The sequence below is a fragment of the Duganella sp. GW821-FHT01E12 genome (assembly GCF_059422325.1).
In genome coordinates this window covers 799,970-815,400 of sequence record NZ_JBWKWR010000001.1, presented here as the reverse complement: position 1 = coordinate 815,400, position 15,431 = coordinate 799,970, and the positions used below count along the sequence as shown (strand labels likewise).

Sequence of the window (15,431 nt, the reverse complement as noted above, 5' to 3'; positions counted from 1 at the left end):
TTAAGCCCATGCGCGCACTGCTCGACCGCTGGCTGCCCAGCCCCACCACCGCCAGCCGCCGCGAGCAGTTGCGCGCGGCCGGCGGCGCCCTGTTCGGCCTGCTGCTGACCGCGCTGCTCGGCCAATCGATGGCGCCCGGCGCGCTGTTCCTGGTCGCGCCGATCGGCGCCTCCTCGGTGCTGCTGTTCGCGCTGCCCGCCAGCCCGCTGGCCCAGCCCTGGTCCGCCATCGGCGGCAATGTGGTCAGCGGCGTGATGGGCGTGCTCTGCGTGCGCTGCTTCGGCGACGTGCTGCCGACGCCGCTGCTGTGCGCGCTGGCCGCCAGCACGGCGATCGCCGCCATGTTCGCGCTGCGCTGCCTGCACCCGCCCGGCGGCGCGGTGGCGCTGACGGCGGTGATCGGCGGCCCGGCCATCCACGCGGCCGGCTTCGCCTTCCCGCTGGTGACGGTGCTGGCCGACACCACGCTGCTGGCGATCATGGCCATGCTGTACAACAATCTGACCGGACGGCGCTATCCCCATGCGCAGCAGAGCGCGCATCCGAACCCGCACGCGACCAGGGACGCCGTGCCGACCGTGCGGCTGGGCTTCAAGCCGGAAGACCTGGACGCCGTGCTCAAGCAGTACAACCAGGTGCTGGACATCAGCCGCGACGAGCTGGAATCGCTGTTCATGCAGACCGAGCAGCGCGCCTACCAGCGCCGCTTCGGCATCATCAGCTGCGCCGACATCATGTCGCGCGACATCATCAGCGCCGAGTTCGGCACCAGCCTGGAGGAAGCCTGGCAGCAGATGCGCGCGCACCGCGTGGCCGCGCTGCCGGTGCTCAACCGGGCGCGGCGGGTGATCGGCATCGTCACCCAGACCGATTTCCTGGAGCACGGCGGGCTGGACGACTATCGCAGCATCCGCCATCAACTGCAGCGATTCCTGCGCAAAAGCGGCGTAACGCACACTGAAAAGGCCGAAGTGGTCGGACAGATCATGAGCCAGCATCCGACCACCGCGCGGCTGGACACGCCCATCGTCGACCTGGTGCCGCTGATGGCCGACTCCGGCTTCCACCACATCCCCATCGTCGACGAGGAACAGCGCTTCGCCGGCATCATCACCCAGTCGGACCTGGTGGCGGCGTTGTACGAGAGCCGTTTCGCCGAAGCGGCGGCCTGAATAAAAAAGGCCGCTCCCCGAGGGCAGCGGCCAGGCTGTGCTGCTTTGTTATGCTTGAATCAGGATGCGGTCTTGCGGCGGCGGGCGAGCGCGCCCAGCAGGCCCAGTCCGGCCATCAGCATGGCGTAGGTTTCCGGCTCCGGCACGGCAGCCGTGATGCCCGCCCCGACCGTGGCGCCGTAGTAGTACTCGCTGTTGGGGGTAATGAAGCTGATATCGGTATAACTTCCGCTAAATTTCAGCAAACCATTCCCTTCGAGGCCGGTGACGGTCAGGCCGCTATTGCTCAGCGTGCCGCCGCCCCAGTGCCCGGCGCCCTGGCTGAGGATGGTGAGGCTGCCGTTCAGGAACACAAAGCTCACCGGCACCCCGCCCTGGCCGACGCTGAAGAGGTCGATATACGGATCGACCACCGCCTGGCTGAAGTGGAAGTTATTGACGGTGGCATTGCCGCCAACCATCAGGATGGTGCCGTTGCTGCCGGGCGTGTTGGTCACCTCGGCGTTGGTGAACGACGAGGGCACGTCGTAGATATTGGCGCTGTAGTCGACGCCGATGTTGTCGCCGGTGTAGGTGACGGTGATGGTCTGGGCATTCTGCGTCAGGCTGCCGCTGCCGGCGTTGGCCCAGGCAGTCCAGCTGACGGTCGGTGTGATCGCGGACGCCGCCAACGGTGCGGTCAACGCCAGCGCCAATACAGTCTTCATGATTTTTTTCATGCCATCCCCCTGTGTGTAGTGCGGTGCAAGTGACGCAACCGAGTTCTCAGCATACGCCGATTTTTTATGCGCTTTGAACAATTATGTTTGCAAATTCGAATCTAAATTTTCCCAAGAAAAACAATGTATCGCCGATACAAAAATTGTCCCAGCGCCGCCCCACAATGGCTTATGCTAGGCGCCAATTTTGTGAAATTCCGAGGAAGAAACTATGACGCATCGCCGCAACACCTTTGCTTCTCTTGCCCCGCTGGCCGCCGCCGTGATGCTGGCGTTCGCGCCGATGGGCGCCGGCGCCGCGGCGCCGGCCGCCGCCGTGCCGCAGGTGAGCGCCGCCCCCGCGCACAAGGCGCTGCTGGCCCTGGCCGACCAGTACTACGATGCCGACGCCCGCTTCGAACCGCTCAGCGCCACGGAAAACGGCGACAACCGTTTCGACGACCAGCTCGGCCTGAGCATCGCCCCCGCCAAGCGCGCCCAGCAATTCAAACTGTACCGCCAGTTCGCCGCCCGCCTGAAGGCGATCAAGCGCGCGCAACTGGACAACGGCGACCGCATCAACTACGACATCCTCAACTACGAGTTGAACGAAGTGCTGGCCATGGAGCAGTTCCCCGAACACTTGCTGCCGATCAACCAAATGGACAGCGTGCCGGTGACGTTGGCCAACTACGCCGGCGGTGAAGGCTCGCAGCCGATCGGCACCGTCAAGGAATACGACGCCTACCTGAGCCGCATCGGCCAGCTGCCGGCGTGGATAGACCAGGCCATCGCCAATATGCGCGAAGGCATGAAACAAGGCATCACCGAGCCTAAGGCCATCATGGAGTCGGGCTTGCCGCAGTTCCAGAAGCTGGTCAGCGCCACGCCGGAAAGCAATATCTTCTACACGCCGATCACCAAGCTGCCGGCCGCCTTTGCCGACGCCGACAAGCAGCGCCTGACCGCCGCCTACCGCAAGACCGTCGGCGAGCAATTGATGCCGGCGCTGGCCCGCCTGGCGACCTTCCTGGAAAAGGAATACGTGCCGGCCTGCCGCACCACGACCGGCCTGGGCGCGCTGCCGAACGGCGCGGCCTGGTATCAGGCGCGCGTCGCCGGCGCCACCACGACCTCGCTCAAGCCCGATGAAATCCACGCCATCGGCCTGAGGGAAGTGGCCCGCATCCAGGCCCAGTTCGAAGTGCTGGGCCCCAAGCTCGGCTACACCGGCCCCGCGTCCGGCCTGCCCGTGTGGGTGGCGGCGCAGCCGAAGTTCTATCCGTTCAAGACCGAGGACGAAGTCCAGGCCGTCTATCGCAAGCTGAACGGCGTGCTGGACACCAAGCTGCCGCTGATGTTCACGCTGCTGCCGAAAGCCAAGCTGGACCTGCGCCTGGAACCTGAACTGAGCCGCGCCACCGCGTCCGACCACTACACGGCGCCGGCCGGCGACGGCTCGCGCCCCGGCGTGTTCTGGTCGGTGGTGAGCGATCCGGGCAAGTACGGCAGCACCGGCATGACCACGCTGTTCCTGCATGAAGGCAAGCCCGGCCACCACTTCCACATCGCCTTGATGCAGGAGCTAAATCTGCCTAACTTCCGCAAATATGGCGGCAACAACGCCTTTACCGAAGGCTGGGCGCTATACGCGGAAACGCTGGGCAAGGAAATGGGGCTGTTCGACGATCCGGCCCAGTACTTCGGCCACCTGAACGACGAGTTGCTGCGCGCCACACGCCTGGTGGTCGACACCGGCATGCACGCCCAGGGCTGGACCCGCGAGCAAAGCATCCAGTACATGCACGACACGCTGGGTTACGACAATTCCGCCAAGACCGAAACCGAACGCTATATGGCCTGGCCGGGCCAGGCATTGGGCTACAAGATCGGTTCGCTGAAAATCGTCGAGCTGCGCCAGCGCGCGGCCAAGGCGCTGGGCGACAAGTTCAGCCTGCCGAAGTTCCATGCCGTGGTGTTGGGCGACGGCACGCTGCCGCTGGCCCTGCTGGAAGAAAAAGTGGACCGCTGGATCGCGGCACAGAAGTAATCGACAGGGCGGGCCGCGAGAGCCCGCCCTTCGCCCTATTTGGCGTAACGTTTGATACGGGCGATCACCAGTTCGGGCAGGGCCGTGATCTGCTTTGCGTGGTTGGCAAAGACGATCTGCTGGCGCCCTACCGAAACCGGCTTGCCGTCCGCATAAAAGCGGAACTCCAGCCAAAATGAACACTTCCTCACGTCATATGCATTCAACTCGCAATGGATTTCCTGGAACGGGAAAGTCTCCTGCAGGTAGTCCTGCTCCGCGCGCTTGGTGATGAACACGCCCTCGTTTTGCAGCATGTCGCGCGAAATGCAATCGAAGAACCACTTTTCACGGCAAATGCCCTGCCACTCGAAATACCGCGCGAAATACGTGTTGCCGTAAGCGTTGGAATCCTTCAGAAAAATCGTCAGGCCATGGGTAAAAGTCTGCTTGGCGTTGGTGGCGTTGGCGGCGGTGATTTCGGACATTTCTACTTCGGTGGCGTGCAGCAGCATGGGAATTCCCCTTTAAGATGAGTTGGATCGCCCTGGCCGACGGCCGAGAACGTTTGCCCGCAATCCGGGCAGGAACACTTAAAGCGGATTTCTCATGTGCTTGTTTGATATAACGCAAACAGTTATTCAATAATCAAGCGAGCTAGATCAACACGGGCAATACTTCGGGCTCACCGTCCTCGTCCGTTGGAAGAAAGCGCATGCATTCCCTGTTGCCCGCCGTGGTCTCCCTGCTGTTCCTGTGCTATGGCGCCTATGTGCTGCATTCGCGCGGGGTGAGCCGCATCAGCCTGACGTTCTTCCTGCTGTGTGCGACCACCTTTTGCTGGCAGTTCACCTGGGCCGTGCTGTTCCAGATCCGCGACGAGCACGAAGCGCTGGCGCTGGCCAAGCTCGGCTACCTGCTCATCCTTTTCCTGCCGACCACGCTGTACCACTTCATCGCCGAGTTGACGGCGCAGCGCAGCGAGCGGCGCTGGGTGGACCTGTCCTATGTGAGCGCCGGCTTGCTGGGCGTCGTCATGCTCGCCACGGACTGGCTGATCGCCGGCCTCTATCCGTATTTCTTCGGCTTTTATCCCAAGGCAGGGCCTCTGCACGCGCTGCATCTGGTGCAGACCAGCCTGGTGGTGGGCCGCGGCCTGTGGCTGCTCTACCGGCGCCAGCAAGTGGCCGTGTCCACCGAGAAAAGCCGGCTGCGCTACTGCCTGGTCAGCCTGCTGATCTATTTCTTTGCCTCGGTCGATTATCTGTGCAACTACGGCGTGCAGTTCTATCCGCCGGGAGTGCTGTTCGTGGCGGCTAGCCTGGGGCTGATCGCCCAGGCCATGGTGAGGCACAACCTGTTGGCCGATCCGATGGAGGTGGCGGCCACCATCGCCCACGAAATGCGCACGCCGCTGGCAACCATCCGCAACCAGTCGCGGGTACTGGCCAAATGCCTGCCGGATCTGCTGGCAGGCTATCAAAGCGCGGTGGAGAACCAGCACATCAAGCCACTGTTGCAGCCGGCGCAACTCAATTACCTGAGCAAGCTGACCCAGCATATCGAAGCTGAAATCAGCCGCTCCAATTTCATTGTCGACATGATGCTGGCTTCCGCCCGCGCGGGCAGCTTGAATCGCAATGACTTCGCCAACCATTCAATCAAGAAATGCGTGGATGAAGCCCTGGCCTGTTATCCGTTTGAAAGTTCGATGCGCGACAAGGTCGTGGTGAAGGCGTCCGAGGATTTTACGTTCTTCGGCTCGGATGTATTGCTGGTTTATGTGCTGTACAACCTGTTTAAAAACGCGCTGCACGCGATTAAATCGGCCGGACGGGGCGAGGTGGAAATCGCCTTCTTCACCAACGGGAATAGCAAACAATTATTGGTGACGGATACCGGCGCCGGAATACCGGACGATGTATTGCCGCATGTGTTTGAACCGTTTTACAGCACCCGGCATAATGGCGGCGGCACCGGCATGGGATTGGCATTCTGCCAGCGTGTCATTACCGCATTCGGCGGCAAGATACATTGCGAATCGCAGGCCGGGCATTATACGAGATTCTCGGTATTATTCCCGCAGCGCCAGGCATGGGCCGGCGATCGGATATTGGATTAATTTACCGCGATTTCTTCGCCGCTGATCTTTTCCAGATCGGTTTCATCGCCCAATACGTATATCTTCTGTTCCCGCAATACCTGGAGAATAAAAGGCTGCTGTTCGCGCAGGCGGCGTTTAAAGTCCGGAATGGAATACAGGTTGGGATTGATCTTACGCCGCAATAAACGCTCGGCGACCGGCAGGCGGGATAATAACTCGCCATAGCTGGTGTTATCGCCGATCAGCATTAATTCCACCGGCGTATCCATGCCTTCGTGTTCTTTGGCCGTGGCGCCATAAACAAAAGCCACATTCAGCACATGTTGCAGGGGCGCCAGCGCCGAATTCAACACGCTCACCAGGCCGAAGGTTTTCTTGACCAGGTTGCTTAATTCCCCGAACACGATGCATTCCTTGTTGGGCTTAAACCGGCGCACGTTGCCGATGCGCTCGGACACGATGACGCCCGACTCATGCAGCCGTTTCAGCTCCCGCTGGGCCGAGGCGCTGCCCAAACCGGTCAGGCGCATGATCTCGTTCAAGTGGAATCCTTGATTGACACGTACAAATAGCAAGCCCAGCAGCTTCTGCTGGGCAGGGGTGAAGAGTGCTTGAGCGATCATGAACCAAATCTTAGCATGAACACACCACAGTCTGGCGTGTTAAACGTAGTGTTTCCGAGTCAACTTGCATTGGGCTAGGCTCAGGCGACTTCGACATACCGTCATTCCCTCCGTGCGCAGTATGACCAGAGGCGAAGCATGGATTCCCGCCTGCGCGGGTATGACGAATTGACGGTAATTCAAGCAGCCTTTAAGGCTGGCTAGTGGTATTTTAAATCTGCCAGCGGTTGATCAAAGCCACGAACAGAGATTGATTACCCTTTTAACGGCAGAGTTAATGGAATAAAAAAACGGCACCCGAAGGTGCCGTTTTTATTTGCGGGACTAAAAGCTGAATTACGCTTCGCCGTCGTGCGGAATAACCGATTCGGTCGTATCCACATCGCTGCTGGACATCGAGGCTTTCTCGGCCAGCAGCAGAGCTTGACGCTCTTCCACTTCCCACTGCTCTTTCTCTTTGCGGGCGCGGTGGAATGCCAGACCGGTGCCGCCTGGAATCAGACGACCAACGATGACGTTTTCTTTCAGACCACGCAGACCATCGCGTTTGCCCATAATCGCGGCTTCGGTCAGAACGCGGGTGGTTTCCTGGAACGATGCGGCCGAGATAAACGAATCGGTCGACAGCGATGCCTTGGTAATACCCAGCAGAACGTTTTCGTAGGTTGCAGGGATCTTATTCTCTGCAATCACGCGATCGTTTTCATCCAGCAGTTCCGAACGCTCAACCTGCTCGCCAACGATATAGTTGGTGTCGCCGGCATTAACGATCTGAACGCGACGCAGCATCTGACGCACAATTACTTCAATGTGCTTGTCGTTAATCTTCACGCCCTGCAGACGGTACACGTCCTGCACTTCGTCAACGATATAACGCGCCAGCGCTTCGATACCCAGCAGACGCAGAATGTCTTGTGGATCGGCCGGGCCGTCGACAATCATCTCGCCCTTATTCACCACCTGGCCGTCGTGGACCAGCACTTGTTTATCCTTGGTAATCAGGAACTCGTGCTTGTTGCCGTCCATGTCGGTGATTTCCAGACGCTGCTTACCCTTGGTTTCTTTACCGAAGGCAACAGTACCGGTGACTTCCGCCAGCATACCTGCGTCTTTTGGCGAACGTGCTTCGAACAGCTCGGCAACGCGCGGCAGACCACCGGTAATATCGCGGGTCTTCTGCGATTCGGTCGGGATACGCGCCAGCACTTCACCGACGGACACTGCCTGGCCATCTTTCACCATGATCAGCGCGCCGACCTGGAAGCCGATCGCCACAGCGTGTTCGGTGCCGGCGATCTTCACTTCGTGGCCGTCTTCGTTCAGCAGCTTGACCTGTGGACGCAGGGTCTTGGTCAGCGAACCGCGACGCTTGGCATCGATTACCACCAGGGTCGACAGACCGGTCACTTCGTCCACCTGACGGGCAACGGTCACGCCTTCTTCGACGTTCTCGAAACGCACCGTACCGGCGTACTCGGTGATGATCGGACGGGTCAGCGGATCCCAGGTCGCCAGGGCCGTGCCGGCCTTGATGACCATGCCGTCCTTGACGATCAGGGTCGCGCCGTACGGCACCTTGTGACGCTCGCGCTCACGGCCGTGGTCGTCGGTGATCAGTACTTCGCCCGAACGGGAAATGACGATTTGCGCGCCCTTGCCGTTGGTGACGTAACGCATGGTCGAGGTGAAGCGGATGGTACCGTTCGACTTCGCTTCCACCGACGATGCCACTGCCGCACGCGACGCCGCACCACCGATGTGGAAGGTACGCATGGTCAGCTGGGTACCTGGTTCACCGATCGACTGCGCTGCGACCACACCGACGGCTTCGCCGGCGTTGACCAGCATGCCGCGGCCCAGATCGCGACCGTAGCACTTGGCGCACAGGCCGAAGCGCGTGTCGCAAGTCAGCGGAGTGCGAACCTTGACTTCGTCGATCGACAGACGCTCGATCTCTTCGACCATGTCCTCGTCCATCAGCGTGCCGGCTTCGTACAGCGTAGCCTGGGTCTCTGGGTTGACGACATCGTTGACCACCACGCGGCCGAGGATACGGTCGCGCAGCGCTTCGATCACTTCACCGCCTTCGACCATCGCCTTCATCAGCGTGCCGTTCGAGGTGCCGCAATCATCTTCGATGACGACCAGATCCTGGGTCACGTCGACCAGACGACGGGTCAGGTAACCCGAGTTCGCGGTCTTCAGTGCCGTATCCGCCAGACCTTTACGAGCGCCGTGGGTCGAGATGAAGTACTGCAACACGTTCAGGCCTTCGCGGAAGTTCGCGGTAATCGGCGTTTCGATAATCGAACCGTCCGGTTTCGCCATCAGACCACGCATACCTGCCAGCTGGCGAATCTGCGCTGCGGAACCGCGGGCGCCCGAGTCGGCCATCATGTAAATCGCGTTGAAGGATTCCTGGGTGGACTTGGTGCCGTCACGCTTGATGACGTCTTCCACTTTCAGTTGGTCCATCATGGCCTTGCCGACTTCGTCCGAGGTCTTGCCCCAGATGTCGACCACCTTGTTGTAACGTTCGCCGGCGGTGACCAGACCCGAAGCGTACTGCTGCTCGATCTGCTTAACTTCGGACTCGGCGGCCGAAATCAGGGTCACTTTCTGAGGCGGTACCAGCATGTCGTCCACGCAGATCGAAATACCGGCGCGGGTCGCCAGGCGGAAGCCCGACTGCATCAGCTGGTCGGCAAACACCACCGTCGCGCGCAGGCCGCACTTACGGAAGGACGTGTTGATCAGCTTGGAAATCTCTTTCTTCTTCAGCGCGCGGTTCAGCACGGAGAATGGCAGGCCTTTCGGCAGGATTTCCGACAGGATGGCGCGGCCGACCGTGGTCTCGTAACGGGTCACGGTGCGAACGAATTCGCCCGTCGCTGGATCTTTTGGATTCTCAACGATACGTACGGTGATACGGGTGGTCAGTTCCACTTCCTTGTTGTCGTAGGCACGGATGACTTCCGACACGTCGGGGAACAGCATGCCTTCGTTTTTCGCATTGATCGCCTCGCGGGTCGCGTAGTACAGACCCAGCACGATATCCTGCGAAGGAACGATCGACGGTTCGCCGTTCGACGGGAACAGGATGTTGTTCGAAGCCAGCATCAGCGTGCGGGCTTCCATCTGTGCTTCGATCGACAGCGGAACGTGAACTGCCATCTGGTCACCGTCGAAGTCGGCGTTGAATGCCGCGCAGACGAGTGGGTGCAGTTGGATGGCCTTGCCTTCGATCAGGACCGGCTCGAAAGCCTGGATACCCAGACGGTGCAGCGTAGGCGCACGGTTCAGCATGATCGGATGTTCGCGGATCACGTCTTCCAGGATGTCCCAGACGACCGGTTCCTGGATCTCGACCAGCTTCTTGGCGGCCTTGATCGTGGTAGCCAGGCCCATCAGTTCCAGCTTGTTGAAGATGAACGGCTTGAACAGTTCCAGCGCCATCAGCTTCGGCAGACCGCACTGGTGCAGTTTCAGCTGCGGACCCACCACGATGACCGAACGGCCCGAGTAGTCGACGCGCTTACCCAGCAAGTTCTGACGGAAGCGGCCGCCCTTACCCTTGATCATCTCAGCCAGCGATTTCAGCGGACGCTTGTTGGCGCCGGTCATCGCTTTGCCGCGACGGCCGTTGTCCAGCAGCGAGTCGACCGCTTCCTGCAGCATGCGCTTTTCGTTGCGCGTGATGATCTCTGGAGCACGCAGCTCCATCAGGCGTTTCAGACGGTTGTTACGGTTGATCACGCGGCGATACAGATCGTTCAGATCCGAGGTCGCGAAACGGCCGCCGTCCAGCGGGACCAGCGGACGCAGTTCCGGCGGCAGCACCGGCAGCACTTCCATGATCATCCACTCAGGCTTGATGCCCGAACGCTGGAACGCTTCCAGCACTTTCAGACGCTTGGCGTATTTCTTGATCTTGGCTTCGGACTTCGATTCCTTCAGTTCCACGCGCAGGGTCTCGGCATCGCGGTGGATGTCGATCGAGCGCAGCAGTTCGCGGATACCTTCAGCGCCCATGAAGGCGGTGAAGTCGTCGCCGTACTCTTCGTACTTGGCGGCGTAGTCGTCTTCCGACATGATCTGGCACTTCTTCAGCGGGGTCATGCCTGGATCGGTCACCACGTATGCTTCGAAGTACAGCACGCGTTCGATGTCCCGCAGGGTCATGTCCAGCACCATGCCCAGACGGGATGGCAGCGACTTCAGGAACCAGATGTGGGCGGTCGGCGAGGCCAGCTCGATGTGGCCCATGCGCTCGCGGCGCACCTTGGCCAGCGTGACTTCGACGCCGCACTTCTCGCAGATCACGCCGCGGTGCTTCAGGCGCTTGTACTTGCCGCACAGGCATTCGTAGTCCTTGATCGGGCCAAAGATCTTGGCGCAGAACAGACCGTCGCGCTCAGGCTTGAAGGTACGGTAGTTGATGGTTTCCGGCTTTTTAACTTCGCCGTAGGACCACGAACGGATTTTTTCAGGCGAAGCGAGACCGATCTTGATCGCGTCAAAGGTCTCGTTCGTCTGTACTTGCTTGAATAAATCGAGCAGTGCTTTCATGTATCACTCCAGGTAGTGATGAATTCTTTAAACTGCCCCGCCGGCAACGACCGGCGGGGCCCGTGCTTGATGTCTTAGTTGCGTTCCAGGTCGATATCGATACCCAGGGAACGGATCTCTTTCACCAGCACGTTGAACGATTCCGGCATACCGGCGTCGATCACGTGGTCGCCCTTGACCAGGTTCTCGTACACTTTGGTACGGCCGTTCACGTCATCCGACTTAACGGTCAACATCTCTTGCAGCACATACGATGCGCCGTATGCTTCCAGTGCCCACACCTCCATCTCACCGAAGCGCTGGCCGCCGAACTGGGCTTTACCGCCCAGCGGCTGCTGCGTCACCAGCGAGTATGGACCGGTCGAACGCGCGTGCATCTTGTCGTCGACCAAGTGGTGCAGCTTCAGCATGTGCATCACGCCGACGGTGACCTTGCGCTCGAACGCTTCGCCGGTGCGGCCGTCGTACATCGTGACCTGATTCTTCGACGGGGTCATGCCCAGCTTGGCGGCGATGTCGTCCGGATACGCCAGGTCCAGCATGCGGCGGATTTCCGATTCGTGCGCGCCGTCGAACACCGGAGTAGCGAACGGAACACCCTTCTTCAGGTTGTTCGCCAGCTTCATGATCTCTTCGTCGTCGAACTGGTCCAGGTCTTCCGGACGGCCGTTCTCGTTGTAGACGGTGGTCAGGAACTTGCGCATCTCTTCGACCTTGATCTGCTGTTGCAGCATCTCGCCGATACGGATACCCAGGCCCTTGGCTGCCCAACCCAGGTGGGTCTCGAGAATCTGACCCACGTTCATACGGGAAGGAACACCCAGCGGGTTCAGCACCACGTCGGCCGGCGTACCGTCGGCCATGTATGGCATGTCTTCCACCGGCACGATGCGGGAAACCACACCCTTGTTACCGTGGCGGCCCGCCATCTTGTCGCCCGACTGCAGGCGGCGCTTGACGGCCAGGTAGACCTTGACCATCTTCTGCACGCCAGGTTGCAGCTCGTCGCCCTGGGTCAGCTTCTTGCGCTTCTCTTCGAAGGCCAGGTCGAACTGGTGGCGCTTCTCGTTGATCGATTCCTTGATCGCTTCGAGCGCGGTGGCCGATGCGTCTTCCGCCGGGCGGATGTCGAACCAGTGGTACTTGTCCAGATCGGCCAGGTATTCCTTGGTGATCTTGGCGCCCTTGGCCAGCTTTTTCGGGCCGCCGTTGACCACTTGGCCGATCAGCATTTTTTCCAGACGCTGGAAGGCGTCGCCCTCGACGATACGCATCTGGTCGTTCAGGTCCAGGCGGAAACGCTTCAGTTCATCGTCGATGATCTGTTGCGCGCGCTTGTCGCGAACGATGCCTTCACGGGTGAAGACCTGGACGTCGATCACGGTGCCGATCATGCCCGATGGCACGCGCAGCGAGGTGTCTTTGACGTCCGAAGCCTTCTCGCCGAAGATCGCGCGCAGCAGCTTCTCTTCCGGGGTCAGCTGGGTTTCGCCCTTAGGCGTTACCTTGCCGACCAGGGTGTCGCCCGCTTGCACTTCCGCGCCGATGTAGACGATACCGGACTCATCCAGACGAGCCAGCTGGTTCTCAGCCAGGTTCGAGATGTCGCGGGTGATTTCTTCCGCGCCCAGCTTGGTATCGCGTGCCACGACGGACAGCTCTTCGATGTGAATCGAGGTGTAGCGGTCGTCCTTGACGACGTTTTCCGAGATCAGGATCGAATCTTCGAAGTTCAGACCATTCCATGGCATGAAGGCCACGGTCATGTTCTGGCCCAGAGCCAGTTCACCCAGGTCGGTCGATGCGCCGTCGGCGATCACGTCGCGCTTGGCCACACGGTCGCCCACCTTGACGATAGGACGCTGGTTGATGTTGGTGTTCTGGTTCGAACGGGTGTACTTGATCAGGTTGTAGATGTCCACGCCGACTTCGCCAGCTTGCGCTTCGTCGTCGTTTACGCGGATCACGACACGGCCCGCATCGATGTAATCGACGATACCGCCGCGCAGGGCCTGCACGGTGGTGCCCGAGTCGACTGCCACGGTGCGTTCGATGCCGGTACCGACCAGTGCCTTCTCTGGGCGCAGGCAAGGAACTGCCTGGCGCTGCATGTTGGCACCCATCAATGCGCGGTTCGCATCATCGTGTTCCAGGAACGGAATCAGCGACGCCGCCACGGAAACGATCTGGCCCGGCGCCACGTCCATGTACTGGATGCGCTCTGGGGACACCAGGATGGTTTCGCCGGCTTCACGGGCCGAGACCAGCTCGTCGCTCAGCATGCCTTCGTCGTTGATGGTCGCGTTCGCCTGAGCGATGATGTAGCGGCCTTCTTCGATGGCGGACAGGTAGTCGATCTGGTCGGTGATCTTGGAGCCTTCGACCTTGCGGTACGGGGTTTCCAGGAAGCCGTATTCATTCAGGCGGGCGTACAGCGCCAGCGAGTTGATCAGACCGATGTTCGGGCCTTCAGGCGTTTCGATCGGGCACACGCGGCCGTAGTGGGTCGGGTGCACGTCGCGTACTTCGAAGCCTGCGCGTTCGCGGGTCAGACCGCCAGGGCCCAGGGCGGAGACACGGCGTTTGTGCGTGATTTCCGACAGCGGGTTGGTCTGGTCCATAAACTGCGACAGCTGGGACGAACCGAAGAACTCGCGGATTGCGGCCGAGATCGGCTTCGAGTTGATCAGGTCGTGCGGCATCAGGTTGTCCGCTTCGGCCTGGCCGAGGCGTTCCTTGACGGCGCGCTCAACGCGCACCAGGCCGGCGCGGAACTGGTTCTCTGCCAGTTCGCCGACGCAACGCACGCGGCGGTTGCCCAGGTGATCGATATCGTCGACTTCGCCGCGGCCATTGCGCAGTTCCACCAGGATCTTGATCACGGCCAGCACGTCTTCGTTCGACAGCGTCATGGCGCCGGTCAGTTCATCGCGGCCGATGCGGCGGTTGAACTTCATGCGGCCCACGGCCGACAGGTCGTAACGGTCGGCGCTGTAGAACAGGCCGTTGAACAGCGCTTCGACGGAGTCTTCCGTTGGCGGTTCGCCAGGACGCATCATGCGGTAGATCGCGACACGGGCGGCCATCTGGTCGGCGGTGTCGTCGATGCGCAGGGTTTGCGAAATGTAGGCGCCCTGGTCCAGATCGTTGGTGTACAGGGTCTGGATTTCGGCGATGTTGGCTTCGCGCAGGCGGCCCAACACGTCTTCGGTCAGCTCGTCGTTGGCGGACGCGACGACTTCGCCGGTCTCCGGATCGACGATGTTCTTGGCCAGCACGCGGCCCAGCAGGTAGTCTTCCGGCACGGAGATGTGCTTGATGCCGTTCGACTCGATGTCGCGCACGTGCTTGGCGTTGATGCGCTTGTCCTTCAGGACCAGCGTCTTGCCTTCCTTGTTGACGATGTCGAAACGCGCGACTTCGCCACGCAGGCGCTCGGCGACGAATTCCATTTCCGCGCCTTCGGAGCGCAGGTTGAAATTGTCGAACACGAAGAAGTTCGCCAGGATCTGCTCGTGCGACATGCCGATCGCCTTCAGCAGGATCGTCACCGGCATCTTGCGGCGGCGGTCGACGCGGAAGAACAGGATGTCTTTCGGGTCGAACTCGAAGTCCAGCCACGAACCGCGGTAAGGAATGATACGCGCGGAGAACAGCAGCTTGCCCGACGAGTGGGTCTTGCCGCGGTCGTGCTCGAAGAACACGCCAGGGGAGCGATGCAGCTGCGAAACGATAACGCGCTCGGTACCATTGATCACGAACGAACCGGTGGTGGTCATCAGGGGCAGTTCGCCCATGTAGACTTCCTGTTCCTTCATCTCTTTGACCACCGGCTTGGTCGGCGATTCCTTGTCCAGGATCACCAGGCGCACCTTGGCGCGCAGCGGCGACGCGAACGTCAGGCCACGCAGTTGGCATTCCTTGACGTCAAAGGCAGGATCGCCCAGGACGTACGACAGGAATTCGAGACGCGCAAAGCCATTGTGCGAAACGATAGGGAATATCGAGGTAAAGGCCGACTGCAGGCCGTCGTTCTTGCGTGTCGACGGTGCTACGTCTTCTTGCAAGAAACTATGGTAGGACTCGAGCTGGGTAGCCAGCAGGAACGGAACGTGGTGAACGTTGGCGCGCTTCGCGAATGATTTGCGAATGCGTTTCTTCTCAGTAAATGAGTAGTGCATGGACACTCCGTGAGTGACAGAAAGGATAAAAAATTCAGGTTTTGCCAGTGCAATG

8 protein-coding genes are annotated in these 15,431 nt (G+C 60.5%); 3 read left to right on the top strand and 5 right to left on the bottom strand.

The features are described from left to right. Positions 1–8 precede the first annotated feature (8 nt). A complete protein-coding gene (locus AC07WS_RS03505; protein WP_494727726.1) occupies positions 9–1,172 on the top strand; it encodes an HPP family protein in 1,164 nt (387 codons plus the stop codon). Positions 1,173–1,231: 59 nt separating this feature from the next. Here AC07WS_RS03505 and AC07WS_RS03500 read toward each other — a convergent pair whose 3' ends face one another. After that, positions 1,232–1,879 carry a PEP-CTERM sorting domain-containing protein gene (locus AC07WS_RS03500; RefSeq protein WP_494727725.1) on the bottom strand — a complete coding sequence of 216 codons (648 nt, stop codon included), beginning with the start codon at positions 1,877–1,879 and terminating at the stop codon, positions 1,232–1,234. A 223-nt stretch (positions 1,880–2,102) separates the two neighbouring features. Here AC07WS_RS03500 and AC07WS_RS03495 point away from each other — a divergent pair, with 223 nt between their 5' ends. Beyond that, positions 2,103–3,920, top strand: coding sequence for a DUF885 domain-containing protein (locus AC07WS_RS03495; protein WP_494727724.1), 1,818 nt, complete (start codon positions 2,103–2,105; stop codon positions 3,918–3,920). Between the two features lie 35 nt (positions 3,921–3,955). Here AC07WS_RS03495 and AC07WS_RS03490 read toward each other — a convergent pair whose 3' ends face one another. Continuing rightward, complete coding sequence (locus AC07WS_RS03490; RefSeq protein WP_494727723.1) at positions 3,956–4,414, bottom strand: acyl-CoA thioesterase; 459 nt, start codon at positions 4,412–4,414, stop codon at positions 3,956–3,958. A gap of 200 nt (positions 4,415–4,614) precedes the next feature. Between AC07WS_RS03490 and AC07WS_RS03485 the strand changes: the two genes are divergently transcribed. Continuing rightward, positions 4,615–6,021 (top strand): sensor histidine kinase, encoded by a 1,407-nt coding sequence (locus AC07WS_RS03485; protein ID WP_494727722.1) that lies wholly within the window; start codon positions 4,615–4,617, stop codon positions 6,019–6,021. Here the strand turns inward: AC07WS_RS03485 and AC07WS_RS03480 are convergent. The 3 genes from AC07WS_RS03480 to rpoB all read right to left on the bottom strand — a co-directional run bounded on the left by AC07WS_RS03480 (position 6,018) and on the right by rpoB (position 15,376). After that, positions 6,018–6,626 carry an ArsR family transcriptional regulator gene (locus AC07WS_RS03480; RefSeq protein WP_494727721.1) on the bottom strand — a complete coding sequence of 203 codons (609 nt, stop codon included), beginning with the start codon at positions 6,624–6,626 and terminating at the stop codon, positions 6,018–6,020. The genes AC07WS_RS03485 and AC07WS_RS03480 overlap by 4 nt on opposite strands. 336 nt (positions 6,627–6,962) lie before the next feature. Further along, entirely contained in the window at positions 6,963–11,195 is a 4,233-nt protein-coding gene (gene rpoC, locus AC07WS_RS03475; RefSeq protein ID WP_494727720.1) for a DNA-directed RNA polymerase subunit beta', read from the bottom strand. A gap of 74 nt (positions 11,196–11,269) precedes the next feature. Continuing rightward, positions 11,270–15,376, bottom strand: coding sequence for a DNA-directed RNA polymerase subunit beta (gene rpoB / locus AC07WS_RS03470; protein ID WP_494727719.1), 4,107 nt, complete (start codon positions 15,374–15,376; stop codon positions 11,270–11,272). Positions 15,377–15,431 lie beyond the last annotated feature (55 nt).

Bases quoted from the DNA above. Each gene is read 5' to 3' on its own strand.
- AC07WS_RS03505 (WP_494727726.1), top strand. From the start codon at position 9: ATGCGCGCACTGCTCGACCGCTGGCTGCCCAGCCCCACCACCGCCAGC.
- AC07WS_RS03500 (WP_494727725.1), bottom strand. From the start codon at position 1,879: ATGAAGACTGTATTGGCGCTGGCGTTGACCGCACCGTTGGCGGCGTCC.
- AC07WS_RS03495 (WP_494727724.1), top strand. From the start codon at position 2,103: ATGACGCATCGCCGCAACACCTTTGCTTCTCTTGCCCCGCTGGCCGCC.
- AC07WS_RS03490 (WP_494727723.1), bottom strand. From the start codon at position 4,414: ATGCTGCTGCACGCCACCGAAGTAGAAATGTCCGAAATCACCGCCGCC.
- AC07WS_RS03485 (WP_494727722.1), top strand. From the start codon at position 4,615: ATGCATTCCCTGTTGCCCGCCGTGGTCTCCCTGCTGTTCCTGTGCTAT.
- AC07WS_RS03480 (WP_494727721.1), bottom strand. From the start codon at position 6,626: ATGATCGCTCAAGCACTCTTCACCCCTGCCCAGCAGAAGCTGCTGGGC.
- rpoC (WP_494727720.1), bottom strand. From the start codon at position 11,195: ATGAAAGCACTGCTCGATTTATTCAAGCAAGTACAGACGAACGAGACC.
- rpoB (WP_494727719.1), bottom strand. From the start codon at position 15,376: ATGCACTACTCATTTACTGAGAAGAAACGCATTCGCAAATCATTCGCG.